This window comes from Nocardioides sp., assembly GCF_030149505.1.
In the GTDB taxonomy this organism is placed as follows: Bacteria; Actinomycetota; Actinomycetes; order Propionibacteriales; family Nocardioidaceae; genus Nocardioides.
Genome location: NZ_JASBRN010000045.1, coordinates 113,453 through 131,431 on the forward strand (window position 1 = coordinate 113,453; position 17,979 = coordinate 131,431).

Genomic DNA, 17,979 nt, shown 5'->3' on the forward strand with positions numbered 1-17,979 from the left:
AGACTGGTGCCATGGGACTGCTGGACCGCTTCCGCCGCGGCTCCGGGGCGAGGATGCGCAAGCCCGCCCGGGACGCCTACCGCACCGGCTCGACGCGCGTGCGCGCCGCCGACGGCGCCGACGTCGACCACCTCAACTCCTGGGTGGGTGAGCGTCGCGGGGTCGAGGGCTTCGTCGAGCCGCGCACCGCGGTGAGCGACGTGACGCTGCTGCTGGTCGCCCACGACGGGGAGTGGACCCGACGCCGGGTGCCCTCGGTGAAGTGGGCCCACGACTTCTGCAACCGTCACCAGGTGCCGTCCTACGACGCCGCCGTGGTCGGGGTGCCGCAGCGGATGCGGGAGTACAACTCCCGGCAGCGCCAGGCGCAGAAGCAGGCGCTGCGCGACGAGCTGGACTCCTAGGAAGCGACTAGGAGGCGACCAGCGCGTCGGCGAGGTCGACCAGCGTCGCGACCGCGAAGCCGGTGCCGCCGCTGGTGACGTGGCCCGAGGGGCCGCCGCTGGCGAACGCCGGTCCGGCGATGTCGAGGTGCGCCCACGGCAGGCCGCCGGTGAACTCGCGCAGGAAGGCGGCCGCGAAGAGCCCGCCGCCCCATCGCACCCAGTCGTGCTGGGCGAGGTCGGCGACCTTGGAGGAGGTGATGCGCTGCTTCATCTCCTCGGGGATCGGCATCGGCCACATCGCCTCGCCGGCGGTCTCGGCGGCGGCCAGCACCTGGCCGACGGTCTCCTCGGTGCCGAGGACGCCGGCCACCTGGGTGCCGAGCGCCAGCACCATGTGGCCGGTCAGCGTGGCGACGTCGACGACGAGGTCGGGGGAGACCTCGACCGCGCGGCCGAGCGCGTCACCGAGCACGAGCCGCCCCTCGGCGTCGGTGTTGAGGACCTCGACGGTCGTGCCGCCGTACAGGCGCAGGACGTCGCCGGGGCGGGTGGCGTTGCCGGAGACCATGTTCTCGGCCATCGGCACGAACGTGGAGACCTTCAGCGGCAGGCCGAGACGGGCGATCGCGAGGGTGGCCTGCACGACCGCGGCGGCCCCGGCCATGTCGCTCTTCATCTCGTGCATGGAGGTGGCGGGCTTGATGGTCAGCCCGCCGGAGTCGAAGGTGATGCCCTTGCCGACCAGTGCGAGGTGGGGGGCGTCCTTGGCCAGGCCCTTGGGGGAGTAGGTGATCTCGACCAGGCGCGGCGGGGCGTCGGAGCCCTGGCCGACGCCGAGGATGCCGCCGCAGCCCATCTCGGCCAGGGCGACCTCGTCGTGGACGGTCACCGTCAGCACCTTGCCGCGCCCCTTGGTCAGCGGGGCGGTCGCGGCCTGGACGGCCTCGGCGAAGAGCGGCGGGGTGAGGTCGCCCGGAGGAGTGTTGACCCAGGTGCGGCAGTCGGCGACGGACCGCGCGACCACCTGGGCGCGGGCCAGCGCGTCGACGACCTCCTGCTTGCGGGCGGCCGGGGTGAGCACGACGACCTCGCCGGGGCCGTCGGTCGGCGTCGCGGTGTCGCGCTGGTACGCGGTGAAGCGGTAGCCGCCGAGCAGCCACCCCTCGGTGACGGCCCGGACCTCGGCGGCGCCGGGGGTCGGCAGCGCCAGGGCCACCGTCGCCGCGTTCGGCACCGCGCGGGCCGCAGCGCCGGCGGCCCGGCGCAGGTCGGCGGTCGACGGCGTGCGGCCCAGCCCGACCAGCACGAGCACGGACGCGTTGATCGCGCCGGCGGTGGGGATGCGGGTGGTCTCGCCGAGGCTGCCCTTGATCGAGAGCGAGGCCAGCAGCGGGCGCAGCTTGCGGCCGTACGCCGAGGCGACGTCCTGGGCGCCGTCGGCCAGGGAGACGCCGTCCTCCCCGGCGAGGACGCCCACCACCACGGCGTCGACCTTGGTCTTGGCGGGGCTGGCGCTGCGCACGATGAAGGAGGTCACCCGGGCAGCCTAGGAGACGGGGCACGACGAGAGGGGGCCCACGGTGCCCGCTGGGGTAGGTTCCACGCCATGTCGACGCCGTTGCTGACCTCGCCGCTCCACGCCCGGCACGAGGCGCTCGGGGCCAAGATGGCGGAGTTCGGCGGCTGGTCGATGCCGCTGGAGTACGCCGGGTCCGGGGTCGTCAAGGAGCACACCGCCGTGCGCGAGGCCGTGGGCCTCTTCGACGTCAGCCACCTCGGCAAGGCGACGGTCTCCGGGCCGGGCGCGGCCGACTTCGTCAACGCCTGCCTCACCAACGACCTGGGCCGGATCGGCCCCGGCCGCGCGCAGTACACCCTGTGCTGCGACGAGCGGACCGGTGGCGTGGTCGACGACCTGATCGCCTACCACCACGCCGACGACGACGTGCTGCTCGTGCCCAACGCCGCCAACACGGCCGAGGTCGTGCGGCGACTGGCCGCCGCGGCCCCCGCGGGCGTCACCGTCACCGACCGCCACCGCGAGCTGGTCGTCCTGGCCGTCCAGGGCCCGCGGTCCGACGAGGTGCTCACTGCGCTGGGGCTGCCGGTCGACCAGGACTACATGGCCTTCGGGCTCGGGGAGCACGCCGGCCACGAGGTCGTCGTGTGCCGCACGGGCTACACCGGCGAGCGCGGCTACGAGCTGCTCGCCCCCAACGCCGCCGCCGAGTCGCTGTGGGACGCCCTGCTCGAGGCCGGTGCCGAGCACGGCATCCTGCCGTGCGGCCTGGGCGCGCGCGACACCCTGCGCACCGAGATGGGCTACCCGCTCCACGGCCAGGACATCTCCCTCGACGTGACGCCCGTCGAGGCCCGCCTCGGCTGGGCCGTCGGGTGGTCGAAGCCGGAGTTCTGGGGCCGCGAGCCGCTGCTGCGCCAGCGCGAGGAGGGCCCGCAGCGGGTGCTGCGCGGCATCGTCGCGACCGGCCGCGGCATCCCGCGCCCGCACATGCGGGTGCTGCTCAGCGCCGACGTGCCGGTCGGCGAGGTCACCTCCGGCACCTTCTCCCCGACCCTGCGCAAGGGCGTCGGGCTCGCGCTCGTCGCTGCCACCGTCGCCGCGGACGCCGAGGTGTCGGTGGACGTGCGCGGGCGCCGCGAGGTCTTCCAGCTCACCAAGCCCCCCTTCGTCGAGCCCTCGGTCCGGGAGGTCTGAGATGTCGCTGCCCGAGCAGCCCGCCACGTTCCGCGCACCCACCCCTGCCGAGCTGCCCTGGTGGTGGCGCCTGGAGGACGCGACCGGCGCCGAGGTGCGCCTGACCGGGGAGGCCGCCGCCGACCTCGACGGGCAGCGCTTCCCCAGCCAGGGCGACGCCGAGTCGTGGGTGGGCGAGACCTGGGCCGACCTGGCCCGCGAGGGCGTCGACGCCGTCACCCTCTTCGAGCTCGACCGACGGGTCTACGGCCCGATGTCGCTCCACGCCTGAGCCGGCCGGTCCAGGCAGTGGTCCAGGGGCCTGCGCGCCGCGCCCGGGCGCAGGCCGCCGCCGAGGCCGAGGAGTACGCCGCGGCCCGCCGCCCCGACCTGGTGCGGCTCGCCGTGCTGCTCGGCTCCCCGCCGGACCACGCCGCCGTGCTGGCCGACCGCACCCTCGCCGGTGTCCGGGCGGGGTGGTCCGAGCTGATCGCCGGCGACCCCGACGACCAGCTGGTCGACCTGCTGCTCGAGCAGCGCGCGCTCGACCGCACCGCGTGGTGGGACCGCGTCCGCCCCGACGAGGTGCTGCCGCCCGAGCTGGCGCCCCTCGACCGGCTGGACCCGCGCACCCGGGCCGCGGTCGTGTGGGGTGCGCTGGGCCGCGACCCGGCCGGCGTGGGCGACCACGTCCCGGTGGACCCGGGGCTGCCGGGCCTGGTGGCGCGGGTCGCTGCCGGCGTACCCGTGCCGCCGGAGGTGGTGCGGATCCCCCTGCGGTCCCGCTCCTCGCGCCGGCTGGTCCTCGGCGCCGCGGCCGCCGCGGTCGCGGTCGGGCTGCTCGTGCCCGCGCTCCGGCCGGACGAGCGCCCCGCCGCCGACCCACCGCTCGGCCCCGTCGACGTCGGTGGGCGCCCCAACCCCGCCCCCGTCGCGTGGTACGCCGCCGGCCGGGTCCACCTCGACGAGGGGTCGGCCGCGGTGCCGGACGTGGTGGCCCTGGTCGAGATGGGGGCCGGCGCGGTGTACCTCGACGTCGACGGGCGGGTGGTCGCGCTCTCCGGCGACGGCGGGCGGACGCTCCTGGGGCAGGCCGTGCTCGGGCCGGGCCTGGTGGGCAGCGCGGTGCGCGGCCGGGTCGCGTGGGTCACCGAGGACGACGAGGTCGAGGTCGCCGACGTCGGGACCGGGCGGGTGGTGGACCGGCTGGACGTGGGGGACGCCGAGCAGGTGGGGCTGCTGCGGATGGTCGGCCCGGTGCTGCGTCTCACCGAGGGCGGCAGCGAGACCGCGTGGGACCTCGACGAGAACATGATCGGCGAGGTCGAGTCCGGCCAGGGGCAGGGCGAGCTCGTCGACGTCGTCGGCAGCACCGAGCTGCGCCAGCTCGACGGTGGCAGGGTCGCCGTCGACGGGCCCTTCGGTGGGCGGGTCGTGGTGCCCGGCGACGGGGGAGAGATCTCCCCGAGCGAGGAGTTCGTGCTCACCCGCACCGGCGAGGGCGGGCTCGGGGTGCGGGTCTTCGAGGCCGGCACCGGCGAGGAGCGCGCCTCCGGCACCACGCGCGAGGACCTCGTCCTCGACGTCCGGTTCACCGGGGCCGACGAGATCACCTACCTCCTCGGCGACCGGGCCTCCCTGCCCGACGGGTCCGGGGTCGGTCGGGCATCGGGCACCGGCCCGGTGGAGGTGCGGACCTGCCAGGTGCGCCTGGACTTCTGCGTCGTGCACGCCTCAGGGCCCGGGTTCGGCGAGACCGCCGCGCTGCTGGCCCGCTGAGCGGCCGCCGCAGGCCGGGGGCCGGGGCGTGGTGGCAAGGTGGGGACCGTGGAGCACCCCTACCGCTGCGTGGACGTCTTCGGCTCCGGCCCCCTGAGCGGCAACCCGGTCGCGGTGGTGCACGACGCCGACGGGCTCGACGAGGAGCAGATGGCCGCCTTCGCCCGGTGGACCAACCTCTCGGAGACCACCTTCCTCCTCCCGGCGACCGACCCGGACGCCGACTACCGGGTGCGGATCTTCACCCCCGGCGAGGAGCTGCCCTTCGCCGGGCACCCCACCCTCGGCTCGGCGCACGCCTGGCTCGAGGCCGGCGGCACGCCGCGGGAGGACGGCGTGGTGGTGCAGGAGTGCGCGGCCGGCCTGGTCCGCGTGCACACCGGCGAGCGGCTCGCCTTCGAGGCGCCGCCGCTGCGCCGCTCGGGACCCGTCGACCCTGACGACCTCGTGCGGATCGCGACGGCGCTGCGCCTGCACGTCGGCGACATCGTCGACGCAGCCTGGGTCGACAACGGACCCGGGTGGGTCGGGGTGCTGCTCCCCGACGCCGCCGCGGTGACCGCGCTGCACCCGGACTGGGCCGCCTTCGACGGCCTCGACATCGGGGTCGCCGGTCTGCACCCGACCGGGAGCGACGTCCAGCTCGAGGTGCGCGCGTTCTGCCCCGGCCTCGGTGTCACCGAGGACCCGGTCACCGGGAGCCTCCAGGCCGGCCTCGCGCAGTGGCTCACCGCCACGGGACGGTTGACGACGCCGTACGTCGCCGCGCAGGGCGCCGCGCTGCGCCGCCGCGGCCGCGTGCACGTCGAGGAGCGCGCCGGCGCCCTCCTCGTCGGTGGCGCCACCGTGACGACCACCGTGGGATCGCTGCGGCTGGGACCGTGACTTGGACGGGGTGGGACCGTTGGACACACCATGGACACCCGTCAGCGGACCCGACGCCTGATCCTCGCCGCCCTGGCCGCACTCGGCCTGGCTCTCCCGCTCGCCCTGGTGGGCACCACCTCGCCCGCGACCGCGATCGTCGGCGGCAGCCAGGCCCGTGACGGCCAGCACCCCTTCATGGTCTCCCTGCAGACCGCGGGCTCGCGGGGCAGCGACGGCCACTTCTGCGGTGGCTCGGTCGTCGGCAAGCGGTGGATCCTCACCGCGGCCCACTGCACGATCTTCGAGCCCGGCGACGTCCAGGCTGTCGTGGGCCGCACCGACCTGACCGCCGGCGGCGGGCAGGTCCTGCGGATCGCTCGGACGGAGGTCCACCCCGACTACGCCGACACCGGCTCCAGCGACGTCGCGCTGTGGCGCACCACGAAGAAGATCAAGGCCCCCCGCATCGCCCTGCCGACGGCCGCCGACGACACGCTCGAGGCGCCGGGCAGCACGCTGACCGTCGCCGGGTGGGGCCACGAGGTCTACCAGGCCGGCTCGGTCCAGGACCGGCTCAAGACCCTCGACGTGCGGGTCACCAGCGACCTGGAGTGCGTGACCAACACCCTGGTCCTCGGCTTCACCGAGGCCACGGAGTTCTGCGCCGCGGAGCTGGGCGGAGACTCCTGCCAGGGCGACTCCGGCGGCCCGATCTTCGGCACCCGCGCCGACGGCCGGGTGGTCCAGCTCGGCGCCGTCTCCTACGGGCTGGGCTGCGCCCTCCCGCTCTTCCCGGGCGTGTACGCCGAGCTCAACAGCCCCACGATCCTCAGCTGGATCCGCGCCACGATGAAGGCCGCCTGACCCGCCCGACGGGACTGTGCCCGGCGTCCCGCGCCGCGGGGTAGCGTCTGCCCCGTGCAGGCCTACCTCGACCTCCTCCGCCGGATCCTCGACGAGGGCGTCGAGCGCACCGACCGCACCGGCACCGGCACGCTCTCGGTCTTCGGCCACCAGACCCGCTACGTCCTGGACCCGGCGCTCGGCGGCGGCTTCCCGCTGGTGACGACCAAGAAGGTCCACACCCGCTCGGTCTTCGGCGAGCTGCTGTGGTTCCTGCGGGGCGACACCAACGTGCGGTGGCTCCAGGAGCGCGGCATCTCGATCTGGGACGAGTGGGCCGACGAGGACGGCGAGCTCGGACCGGTCTACGGCGCCCAGTGGCGCTCGTGGCCGACCCCGGACGGTCGGCACGTCGACCAGCTGGCGCAGGTCGTCGAGGCCCTGCGCCGCGACCCGTCCTCGCGCCGCCACGTCGTCTCGGCGTGGAACGTCGCCGACATCCCGGACATGGCACTCGCGCCGTGCCACGCGCTCTTCCAGTTCTACGTCGCGCCCGACACCGACGGCGGTCCCGACCGGCTCTCCTGCCAGCTCTACCAGCGCTCGGCCGACGTCTTCCTGGGCGTGCCGTTCAACATCGCCTCCTACGCCCTGCTGACCCACATGGTCGCCCAGGTGACCGGCCTGCGGGTCGGCGACTTCGTGCACACCCTGGGCGACGCCCACCTCTACCTCAACCACCTCGAGCAGGCGCGGCTGCAGCTGACGCGCGAGCCACGTCCCCTGCCGACGCTCGTGCTGGACCCGACGGTGACCGAGGTCGACGCCTTCGAGCTCGAGCACATCGAGGTCGCCGGCTACGACCCGCACCCCGCGATCAAGGCGCCGATCTCGGTATGAGGACGGCAGCGTGAGCAGCCGGCGGATCGTCCTGGTCGCCGCGGTCGCCCGCAACGGCGTCATCGGCAACGGCCCCGACATCCCCTGGAAGGTGCCGGGGGAGCAGGCGGCGTTCAAGCACCTCACGATGGGCCACACGCTGGTCATGGGTCGCACGACGTACGAGTCCATCGGCCGCCCGCTGCCCGGCCGCGAGACCGTGGTCCTGACCCGGGACCCCCACTGGTCCGCCGGTGACGTGGGGGGCGTGCACGTGGCGCACTCCCTCGACGACGCCCTCCTCCAGGCGACCCGGCTCCCTGGTGAGGTGGTCGTCGCGGGCGGGGCGAGCGTCTACGCCGCTGCCCTGCCGCTGGCCACCGAGCAGGTGATCAGCGAGATCCCGCTCGAGCCCGAGGGCGACGTGCACTACCCCGCCTTCGACCGGCACCAGTGGACCGAGACCCGGCGCGACGAGCTCGACGGCTTCGACCGGGTGTGGCTGCGGCGCAGGTAGTTCGTAGGGTCGGCGCATGGAGCTGCGCATCTTCACCGAACCCCAGCAGGGCGCGAGGTACGCCGACCTCCTCCGGGTCGCCCGGGAGACCGAGCGGCTGGGGTTCGGGGCGTTCTTCCGCTCCGACCACTACCTCGGCATGGGGACTCCCGGCCTGCCCGGGCCGAGCGACGCCTGGATCACGCTGGCCGGGCTGGCGCGCGAGACCAGCACCGTGCGCCTCGGCACGATGATGACCAGCGCGACCTTCAGGCACCCGGGCCCGCTGGCGATCTCGGTGGCGAACGTCGACGACATGTCCGGCGGCCGGGTCGAGCTCGGCATCGGCGCGGGTTGGTTCCTCCAGGAGCACCAGAAGTACGCCATCCCGTTCCCCGACACCAAGGAGCGCTTCGACCGGCTCGAGGAGCAGCTCGCGGTCATCACCGGGCTCTGGACCGCCGACCCCGAGGCGGGGTTCACGTTCGAGGGCACCCACCACTCGGTCACCGACTCGCCCGGGCTGCCCAAGCCCGTGCAGGGCGACGGCCTCCGCGGCGGCCCGCCGATCCTCGTCGGAGGCATGGGCAAGCGCCGCACGCCCGCCCTCGCCGCGGCGTACGCCGACGAGTTCAACCTCCCCTTCGCGCCCTTCGAGGAGGGGCTCGAGCAGCTGGACCGGGTGCGCCGCGCCTGCGAGGCGATCGACCGCGACCCCGGCTCGATCCGGATGTCGTCCGCGCTGGTGCTGTGCGTCGGGGAGACCGAGGAGGAGCTGGCCCGACGGGCCGCCGCGATCGGCCGCGAGGTCGAGGAGCTGCGCGAGAACGGCCTGGCCGGTCTGGTGCCGGAGGTCGTGGAGAAGATCGGCCGCTACGCCGAGTCGGGGCAGGAGCGGCTCTACCTCCAGACCCTCGACCTGGGCGACCTGGACCACCTGCGGCTGGTCGCCGAGCAGGTCGTCCCACAGATCCCATAACCTTGGCCGCATGACCGCCCCCGCCGCGCCCTTCGGTCGGATGCTGACCGCGATGGCCACGCCGTTCCTCGAGGACGGCGCGGTCGACCTCGACGGGGTCCAGCGCGTGGCCAAGCACCTGCTCGCCCACGGCCACGACGGCCTGGTCGTCTCCGGCACCACGGGGGAGTCCCCGACCACGACCACCGAGGAGGACGGGGAGACCCTCGCCGCGGTGCGCGACGCGGTCGGGCCCGACGTCCCGATCATCGCCGGGGTCGGCACCAACGACACCCGCACCTCGCTGGTGCTGGCCCGCCAGGCGCGGGAGAAGGGCGCGACCGCGGTCCTGCTCGTCTCGCCGTACTACAACAAGCCCGGCCAGCGCGGGATGCTCGAGCACTTCCGCCAGGTGGTGGAGGCCGCCGAGCTCCCGGTCATGCTCTACGACGTGCCCGGCCGCACCGGGTCGACGATCGGCCTGGAGACCTACGAGCAGGCGCTGGCCTGGGAGCCGGTCGTCGCGGTCAAGGACGCCGTCGGCGACATGCCGCGGGCCGCGAAGCTCGCCCAGATGGGCTACGCGGTCTACTCCGGTGACGACGTCAACACCCTCGGCTTCCTGGCCCACGGCGCCTGCGGGCTGGTCTCGGTCGTCGGGCACGCGGCCGGTTCCGAGATCGCCTCGATGATCGGCGACTTCCTGGGCGGCGACCACGCGGTCGCCCTGGCGACCTACCAGCGGCTGCTGCCTGCCTTCGAGGCCGTCATGGGCCCGGCCAACTACGGCGCCACCACCGCGAAGGCAGCCCTGGAGCTGCTCGGCGTGCTCGACAACCGTCGGGTGCGCTCCCCCCTGGTGCAGCTCGACGACGAGGAGCTGGCCGCCCTGCGCGCCGGCCTTGAGGCCGCCGGCCTCCTCTGAGCCCCCTGGGCCCGCACCGCCACCTGACAGCAAGGAACCCATGTCGCACCCGCACCCCGAGCTCACCGCACCCGCACCGCTGGCCCAGGGAGGCCTGCGGGTCACCCCGTTCGGCGGACTCGGCGAGGTGGGTCGCAACATGACCGCCTTCGAGTACGACGGTCGGCTGCTCATCGTCGACTGCGGCGTGCTCTTCCCCGAGGACCACCAGCCCGGGGTCGACCTGATCCTCCCGGACTGGTCCTCCATCCGCGACCGGCTCGACACCGTCGAGGCGCTCGTGCTGACCCACGGCCACGAGGACCACATCGGCGCGACGCCGTACCTCCTGCGCGAGCGGGGGGACATCCCGCTCGTCGGCTCCGAGCTGACCCTGGCGCTGCTGGGCTCCAAGCTGCGCGAGCACCGCCTGCGCGAGACCGTGCACCACGTGGTCAAGGAGGGCGACCGGATCTCGTTCGGCCCCTTCGAGCTCGAGTTCGTGGCGGTCAACCACTCCATCCCGGACGCGCTCGCCGTGGCGATCCGCACGCCCGCCGGCATGGTGCTGCACACCGGCGACTTCAAGATGGACCAGCTGCCGCTCGACGGTCGGATCACCGACCTGCGGGCCTTCGCCCGGTTGGGGGAGGAGGGCGTGGACCTCTTCCTCACCGACTCCACCAACGCCGAGACGCCGGGCTTCACCCCGACCGAGAAGGCGATCACCCCCGTGATCGACCAGGTCTTCCGCGAGTCCAGCCAGCGGATCATCGTGGCCTGCTTCGCCTCGCACGTGCACCGCGTCCAGCAGGTACTCGACGCGGCGTACGCCCACGAGCGCCAGGTGGCCTTCGTCGGCCGCTCGATGGTGCGCAACATGGGCATCGCCAAGGACCTCGGCTACCTCACGATCCCGCCGGGCACCATCGTCGACGCCAAGGAGCTGGCCCACCTGCCGCCCCAGCACCAGGTGCTGGTCTCCACCGGTTCCCAGGGCGAGCCGATGTCGGCGCTCTCGCGGATCGCCCAGCGCAACCACAACATCGTCCACATCGAGGAGGGCGACACCGTCCTGCTCGCCTCCTCGCTCATCCCCGGCAACGAGAACGCCGTCTACCGCGTCATCAACGGCCTGGCCCGCTGGGGCGCACGCGTGGTGCACAAGGGCAACGCCATGGTGCACGTCTCGGGCCACGCCAGCGCAGGTGAGCTCCTCTACTGCTACAACATCGTCAAGCCGCGCAACGTGCTGCCGGTGCACGGCGAGATCCGCCACATGCAGGCCAACGCCGCACTGGCCCGCGCCACCGGCGTCGAGAACGTCGTCATCGCCGAGGACGGTGTCGTGGTCGACCTCGTCGACGGCGTGGCCTCCATCGCCGGCAAGGTCGAGTGCGGCTACGTCTTCGTCGACGGCTCCTCGGTCGGCGACATCACCGAGTCCGACCTCAAGGACCGGCGCATCCTCGGCGAGGAGGGCTTCATCTCGGTGATCGTGGTGATGGACTCCGTCAGCGGCAAGGTCGCCGGCGGTCCGGAGATCCACGCCCGCGGCTTCGCCGAGGACGACTCGGTCTTCGAGGAGATCAAGCCGGCGATCATCGACGCGCTGGACCGTGCCATGGCCGACGGGACCACCGACGCCCACCAGCTGCAGCAGACCGTGCGCCGCGTCATCGGTCGCTGGGTCTCCAACACCCACCGCCGCCGTCCGATGATCATCCCGGTCGTGATCGAGGCGTGAGCCTGGATCCGTGCTGAGCGGGCATGACCGCTCCATGACCGCCCCGACCGCCGCGTCCCCGGACGGCATCCGCCGTCTCTACGACCTCATGCGTCGGGTCAACTCCCAGCACGAGCTCTCCGAGGTCCTGCACGAGGCCGTCAACGGCGTCGTCGAAGGACTGGGCTACGGCGTGGCGGCGATCTCGGTGCTCGAGGGCGACACGCTGGTGATGACGGCCGTGGCCGGGCCCGAGGACGTGCGCGAGGCGATCCTGGGCTACCGGACGCCGATGGCGGAGGTCTTCGACGAGTACGCCCACGCCGACGAGTGGGGGATCCTCCGATACGTCCCGCACCACCGGCTGGACCCCGAGACCACCACCTACGCCTGGCGGCCCGACTACGAGCCGGTCGACGACCCGGACGCCTGGCACCCGATGGACACCCTCTACGCCCCGCTGCTCAGCGCCAGTGGGCGGGTGCTGGGCAACATGTCGGTCGACCTGCCGCCGGAGGGCCGGGTGCCGTCGGCCCCGCAGCGCGAGCTGCTGGAGATGTTCGTCGTGCAGGCCGGGCTGGCCATCGCCAACGCCCAGCAGCGCGAGGAGCTCGCCGACCGGGTGCGGCTCGGCGGGGTCGTGCAGGCGGTCTCGGCGCTGGGTGGCGAGCGCGACCTGCAGGAGGTCCTCGCCGCGGCCGCCGCCACCTTGCACGACGGGTTGGGCGTCACCCAGGTGACGCTGCGCTGCTTCGACGAGTCCGGCGACCGCTCCGAGCTGGCGGTCGGCCACCCCGGGGACGCGCGCGGGGGCGACTGGGTGGTCGACCTGCTCGCCGACCTCGCGGACCTGGTCGACCGCGAGGGGGAGCGGCCGGTGCGCCTGCGCCGCGACCACGACGACTGGCAGCTGCTGGGGCGCACCGCCGAGCGGCTGCGCGCCATGTTCGACGGCCGCGGCTGGGAGGAGGGGCTGGTCTCGCCGCTGGTCATGGGACGGGCGGTCCTGGGCTACCTCGGGCTCTCCCGCAACGCCGGCGACCCCGCCTTCTCCGAGGCCGAGGTGGCCGCCGTGCAGACGGTCGGCCGTGAGCTCGGCCGACTCCTGCAGGACGCACGCGTGCGCGAGCGGGAGCGCCGGCTGCTGGCCGAGCTGCAGCAGCTCGACCGCTACAAGGGCGAGCTGATCGCCACGATCAGCCACGAGCTCAAGACTCCGCTGACCACGATCATCGGGCACGCCGAGATGCTCCAGGACGACGGCACCGGCGGCGCGTCGACCGACGCCATCATGCGCAGCGCCCGGAGGCTCGACCGGCTCATCACGGAGCTGCTGAGCTACTCCCGCGTGCAGGAACGCCCCGAGATCGTCCGGGGTCCGGTCGACCTCGTGGAGCTGGCCAGGGCCAGCATCGACCTGCTGTCGATGCAGGCCCGCGCGGGCGGCCTCGAGGTCCGGCTACGCGCCGAGGGCCCGGTCGTGGTCGAGGGGGACCGCGAGGAGCTGGGCCGGGTGGTCGACAACATCTGTGGCAACGCCGTGAAGTACACCCGCCCCGGTGGTCGGGTCGAGGTCGTCGTGGACAGCCACGGGGACGTGGCCACCGTCGCGGTCACCGACACCGGCATCGGCATCTCCGCCACGGACCAGGCCCACCTCTTCGATGCCTTCCACCGTTCGAGCAACCTCGACGCACTGAGCATCCCGGGCACCGGCCTGGGGCTGGCGATCGCGCGCCGGATCGCCCGGCTGCACGGCGGCGACGTCCGCGTGGAGTCCGAGCTGGGCCGCGGGAGCACCTTCACCCTCGTGGTCCCGGTCGAGGCGCCCTGAGCAACCCTCAACAAAAAGATGAGGGTGGGACACGAGTCAATCCCTGTGACGTGTGTGGCGGTCACCTAGGGTCGTGACCATGGCGACCCGTACGTCTTCCCCGCCGGGGTCGCGGAGCACGAGCACGTCCACCCGCGGCAGCAGCAACCGCAGCGGTTCCGGATCCAGCACGGGCACCCGACCTCGGAGTACGTCCACCAGGACGTCGACCACCAAGACCGCAGCGAAGCGACCCCCGGCGCGCAAGCCCGCGCCGCGCAAGGGCTCGAGCTCGCGTCCAGCGCCGCGCTCGGTGCGCAGCGGGCCGAACCCGGTCGCGCTGGCGCTCGGCGCGCTGCTGCGCGGGGTCGTCGCCTTCTGGCTCGCGATCGCCCACGGCATCGGCGCGGTGGCCCGCGGGATCGGTCGCGGCGCCCGCGACCTGGACCCCGAGCACCGCCGCGACGGGGCCGGCCTGGCGCTGGTGGCGCTGGCGCTGGTCTCGGCCGCCGCCGTGTGGTTCCAGGTGCAGAGCCCGGTCACCGACCCCGTGCGGGTCGCGGTCGCCGGCACGGTCGGCAAGATCGGCTGGTTCGTCCCGATGGCCCTGGTCTGGGCGGGGTGGCGCACGATGCGCGACCCGGTCGGCCACGGCCCCGCGGGGCGCCAGGTCATCGGCTGGACCGCCCTGTCCTTCGGCCTGCTCGGCATCGTGCACGTCGCCAACGGCAGCCCCCAGCCGGTCGCCGGGGACGCCACCCCGCTGCAGGAGGGCGGGGGAGCGGTGGGGTACGTCGTCAGCTCGCTGCTGCTGGACCTGCTGCGCACGTCGTACCTCGTCGTGCCGCTGCTGCTGCTCCTGGGGGTCTTCGGGGTGCTGGTCATCACCGCGACGCCCGTCTACCAGGTCCCCGACCGGCTCGCGGCGCTGCGGGACCGGGCGCTGGGCCGCCACCACGAGGACCAGGAGCCCGCCGGGCGCGGCAGCCGCAAGGACCTCGACGTGGACCCCGAGGGCTACCCGGCCTACGACACCCCCCTGGTCGAGGAGACCGCCTCCCGCACCCGCAAGCGCCGGGTCAAGGACGCCCTCGACGTGGCGCTGGAGCAGTCGAGCGAGGTCTCGGACGAGAGCAACGCCGGACTGGCGATCTTCGAGGACGTGCCCACCGAGGCGATGGCCGCCGTCGTCGGCGTCGCGGCCGGTGCAGGCAAGGACGAGAAGGTCGACCTCGAGCCGCCCCCGCACACGCCGTTGCCCCCGCGCGTCGAGCAGCTCGCCCTGTCGGGCGACATCACCTACTCCCTTCCCGGCAACGACGTCCTCAAGGAGGGCTCGCCGCACAAGCCGCGCTCCAAGGCCAGCGACGACGTGGTCGAGCGGCTGACCCAGGTGCTGGAGGAGTTCTCCATCGACGCCGCGGTCACCGGCTACACCCGGGGCCCGACGGTCACGCGCTACGAGGTCGAGCTCGGCCCCGGCGTGAAGGTCGAGAAGATCACCAACATCCAGCGCAACATCGCCTACGCGGTGGCCAGCGCCGACGTGCGCATCCTCAGCCCGATCCCCGGCAAGTCCGCCGTCGGCGTGGAGATCCCCAACGTCGACAAGGAGATCGTCTCCCTCGGCGACGTCCTCCGCTCGGGCCGCGCCCGCGCCGACCACCACCCGATGGTGGCGGGGCTGGGCAAGGACGTGGAGGGCGGCTTCGTCGTCGCGAACCTGGCGAAGATGCCGCACCTGCTGGTGGCCGGCGCCACCGGCTCGGGCAAGTCCTCGTTCATCAACTCGATGATCACCTCGGTGCTCATGCGGGCCACGCCCGACGAGGTCCGGATGATCATGGTCGACCCCAAGCGGGTGGAGCTGAACGCCTACGAGGGCGTGCCGCACCTGATCACCCCGATCATCACCAACCCCAAGAAGGCCGCCGAGGCGCTGGCCTGGGTCGTGCGCGAGATGGACCTGCGCTACGACGACCTGGCCAACTTCGGGTTCCGCCACATCGACGACTTCAACAAGGCCGTCCGGGCGGGCAAGGTCGAGGTGCCGCTGGGCTCCGAGCGCGAGCTGCAGCCCTACCCCTACCTCCTGGTCATCGTCGACGAGCTCGCCGACCTGATGATGGTCGCCCCGCGCGACGTCGAGGACGCGGTCGTGCGCATCACCCAGCTGGCCCGTGCGGCCGGCATCCACCTGGTGCTGGCCACCCAGCGGCCCTCGGTCGACGTGGTCACCGGGTTGATCAAGGCCAACGTGCCCTCGAGGCTGGCGTTCGCGACCTCCTCGGTCACCGACAGCCGCGTCATCCTCGACCAGCCGGGTGCCGAGAAGCTGGTCGGCCAGGGCGACGGACTCTTCCTGCCGATGGGTGCCTCCAAGCCGATCCGCGTGCAGGGCGCCTGGGTCACCGAGGCCGAGATCGCGCAGGTCGTCAAGCACTGCAAGGGGCAGCTGGAGCCGTCGTACCGCGAGGACGTCACGGCACCCGCAGCCTCGAACAAGGTGCTCGACGACGACATCGGCGACGACCTCGACCTGGTCGTCCAGGCCGTGGAGCTGGTCGTGTCGACCCAGTTCGGCTCCACCTCGATGCTCCAGCGCAAGCTGCGCGTGGGCTTCGCCAAGGCCGGACGCCTCATGGACATCCTGGAGTCCCGAGGCGTCGTCGGTCCCAGTGAGGGCTCCAAGGCACGCGACGTGCTGATCAAGCCCGACGAGGTCGATGGACTCATCGCTGTGCTGCAGGGGGAGATGTGAACGCTCAGGAGCAGGTCGTGCCCGGGACGGACGGGATCGACGGGACGGACGCGACTGCAGGAACGGTGCCCGTCGAGGTGCACCGCAACACGCTGCTCACCGCGAGCACCGGCGTGCTCGCGGGCATCGTGGGAGCGGCGTACGTCGTGCGCCTGCTCGGCGGCGGCACCGCGGTGGACGGCGTCCTCGCGGTGGTGCTGCTCGGCATCGCGGCCGTGCACGCGGTCGGGGTGCTCGATGCGCGGGCACCTCTCTTCGTCGCCGACGAGCTCGGTGTGCGGCTGCGCCGCGGCAAGGAGTGGCGCGGGCTGCCGTGGACCGAGATCGACGCCGTCGAGGTGCTGCCGCGACGCCGCGTGCTGCGCGACGGCTCCGTGGACGTGCTGAGCGGCGAGGAGCCGCTGCGCGTGCCGCTGTCGCTCTCGACCCGGGTGACCGGGCTCGAGGACGGTGACCTGGTCGACGCGCTGGACCGGCTCGCCGCCGGGCGCTGCGAGGTCGCCGAGATCGACGGCTACACCTACGTCGCCGACGAGGAGTGGCTCGAGGACGCTGCACCCCACGACGGCCACGTCGACGTCGTGGAGGAACACGACGACCAGGACCGGGACGAGGACTGGCACGACCAGGACCGGGACCGGGACCGGGACGACCGGGGGCCCGGCGGGTCCGGCCGCTCGGCCGAGCCCGTGCCGCAGGACGAGCCGAGCACCCGCGCCGCCGAGCGCCTGGTCGCCGGGCTGCGTCCGATGCTGGCGCACGCCATCGACAGCGTGGCGCGGTTCCTGCCCGAGCGCGGTGCCGGCACCTCCGGCGCTTCCGGCGCGACCGCGTCGGTTGCCGGGCCCGTGCCCACCGCCTCCGCGGTCGTCGCCAGCGCGACCCCGTCGGCCCTGCGCGAACCGGTGACCGCGGTGCGCGCAGAGATCCGCAGCGACGTCGTCATCGGCGCCACCGCCCTGCGCCTGGACGTGGGGGAGCAGGAGACCGACGCGACCGCCGTCCGGTTGCCCGAGGCCCGCGAGCTGCGCCGCCCGGGCAGCGTCGACCTGGTCGAGGACACCGAGGTCTGGGGCGAGCGGGTGCGCCCGATCGCGCGCGAGGGCCAGGTGGTCGACCCGATCGTCTTCGAGGAGGCCGAGGAGCCCGCCCCGGACCCGGTCATCGGGCCCGAGCTGGCCGCCGCCCGCACTCGGCTCGGCCTGAGCGTGGACCAGCTCGCCGACCGCACGCGCATCCGCCCGCACGTCATCGAGGCCGTCGAGGTCGACGACTTCGCTCCCTGCGGCGGCGACTTCTACGCCCGCGGCCACCTGCGCACCCTGGCGCGGGTCCTCGGCATCGACGCCGCTCCGTTGGTCGCCGCCTACGACGAGCGGTACGCCGACGCACCGGTCAGCCCACGTCGGGTCTTCGAGGCCGAGCTCGGCCAGGGCGGTGCCCTGCGTGGCACCCGCGGCGGCCCGAACTGGTCGGTGCTGGTGGCCGCCGTCATGGCGCTGGTGCTGGCCTGGTCGGTGGCCCGCCTGATCACCGACAGCCCCGTCCAGCTCCGCGACCCGGTGCCCAGCCTGACCACCACCAGCGGCTCCACCGGCGGCGCGAAGGTCCCCGTGGTGCTCACCGCCGCCGGGGGCGGGGCCGAGGTGTGGGTCCGCGACGGCGCCAACGAGCTGGTCTACAAGGGCACGCTCGCCTTCGGCGAGGTCAAGGTCCTGGACAAGGTCTCCCAGCCGGTGCGGGTGCAGTCGTCCGACGGCTCGCTCGAGGTGCAGGTCGGCGACACCGAGCACGGTGCGCTCGGCGCGACCGGCCGGGCGGCCCAGGACACCTTCGTCGCCGAGTGAGCACGTGACCCCGGCCACGGGGCGG

15 protein-coding genes are annotated in these 17,979 nt (G+C 73.7%); 14 read left to right on the plus strand and 1 reads right to left on the minus strand.

Going from position 1 to position 17,979, the window contains the following annotated elements; genetic code table 11:
* Positions 1-11: 11 nt before the first annotated feature.
* Positions 12-404, plus strand: coding sequence for a hypothetical protein (locus tag Q1V71_RS09030; RefSeq protein ID WP_300643045.1), 393 nt, complete (start codon positions 12-14; stop codon positions 402-404).
* 7 nt (positions 405-411) lie between these two features.
* Here Q1V71_RS09030 and Q1V71_RS09035 read toward each other — a convergent pair whose 3' ends face one another.
* Positions 412-1,923, minus strand: coding sequence for a leucyl aminopeptidase (locus tag Q1V71_RS09035; RefSeq protein ID WP_300643047.1), 1,512 nt, complete (start codon positions 1,921-1,923; stop codon positions 412-414).
* 69 nt (positions 1,924-1,992) lie between these two features.
* Here Q1V71_RS09035 and gcvT point away from each other — a divergent pair, with 69 nt between their 5' ends.
* The 13 genes from gcvT to Q1V71_RS09100 all read left to right on the plus strand — a co-directional run bounded on the left by gcvT (position 1,993) and on the right by Q1V71_RS09100 (position 17,954).
* Complete coding sequence (gene gcvT, locus Q1V71_RS09040; RefSeq protein ID WP_300643049.1) at positions 1,993-3,102, plus strand: glycine cleavage system aminomethyltransferase GcvT; 1,110 nt, start codon at positions 1,993-1,995, stop codon at positions 3,100-3,102.
* 1 nt (position 3,103) lies between these two features.
* Positions 3,104-3,373 carry a hypothetical protein gene (locus Q1V71_RS09045; protein ID WP_300643050.1) on the plus strand — a complete coding sequence of 90 codons (270 nt, stop codon included), beginning with the start codon at positions 3,104-3,106 and terminating at the stop codon, positions 3,371-3,373.
* A 17-nt stretch (positions 3,374-3,390) separates the two neighbouring features.
* Positions 3,391-4,860, plus strand: a complete 1,470-nt coding sequence (locus Q1V71_RS09050; RefSeq protein ID WP_300643052.1) for a hypothetical protein — start codon at positions 3,391-3,393, stop codon at positions 4,858-4,860.
* 48 nt (positions 4,861-4,908) lie between these two features.
* Positions 4,909-5,745 (plus strand): PhzF family phenazine biosynthesis protein, encoded by an 837-nt coding sequence (locus tag Q1V71_RS09055; RefSeq protein ID WP_300643054.1) that lies wholly within the window; start codon positions 4,909-4,911, stop codon positions 5,743-5,745.
* 30 nt (positions 5,746-5,775) lie between these two features.
* Positions 5,776-6,591 (plus strand): trypsin-like serine protease, encoded by an 816-nt coding sequence (locus Q1V71_RS09060; protein WP_300643056.1) that lies wholly within the window; start codon positions 5,776-5,778, stop codon positions 6,589-6,591.
* Between the two features lie 54 nt (positions 6,592-6,645).
* Positions 6,646-7,470, plus strand: coding sequence for a thymidylate synthase (locus Q1V71_RS09065; RefSeq protein ID WP_300643058.1), 825 nt, complete (start codon positions 6,646-6,648; stop codon positions 7,468-7,470).
* A gap of 10 nt (positions 7,471-7,480) precedes the next feature.
* Complete coding sequence (locus tag Q1V71_RS09070) at positions 7,481-7,966, plus strand: dihydrofolate reductase (RefSeq protein WP_300643060.1); 486 nt, start codon at positions 7,481-7,483, stop codon at positions 7,964-7,966.
* A 16-nt stretch (positions 7,967-7,982) separates the two neighbouring features.
* Entirely contained in the window at positions 7,983-8,924 is a 942-nt protein-coding gene (locus Q1V71_RS09075) for an LLM class F420-dependent oxidoreductase (RefSeq protein ID WP_300643062.1), read from the plus strand.
* A 10-nt stretch (positions 8,925-8,934) separates the two neighbouring features.
* A complete protein-coding gene (gene dapA, locus Q1V71_RS09080) occupies positions 8,935-9,828 on the plus strand; it encodes a 4-hydroxy-tetrahydrodipicolinate synthase (protein ID WP_300643064.1) in 894 nt (297 codons plus the stop codon).
* Between the two features lie 40 nt (positions 9,829-9,868).
* Positions 9,869-11,554, plus strand: coding sequence for a ribonuclease J (locus Q1V71_RS09085; RefSeq protein ID WP_300643066.1), 1,686 nt, complete (start codon positions 9,869-9,871; stop codon positions 11,552-11,554).
* A 34-nt stretch (positions 11,555-11,588) separates the two neighbouring features.
* Positions 11,589-13,367: a GAF domain-containing sensor histidine kinase gene (locus tag Q1V71_RS09090; protein ID WP_300643068.1), complete on the plus strand. Its 1,779-nt coding sequence runs from the start codon at positions 11,589-11,591 to the stop codon at positions 13,365-13,367.
* 79 nt (positions 13,368-13,446) lie between these two features.
* Positions 13,447-16,107, plus strand: a complete 2,661-nt coding sequence (locus tag Q1V71_RS09095; RefSeq protein ID WP_300643070.1) for a DNA translocase FtsK — start codon at positions 13,447-13,449, stop codon at positions 16,105-16,107.
* A 17-nt stretch (positions 16,108-16,124) separates the two neighbouring features.
* Positions 16,125-17,954: a helix-turn-helix domain-containing protein gene (locus tag Q1V71_RS09100; RefSeq protein WP_300643072.1), complete on the plus strand. Its 1,830-nt coding sequence runs from the start codon at positions 16,125-16,127 to the stop codon at positions 17,952-17,954.
* Positions 17,955-17,979 lie beyond the last annotated feature (25 nt).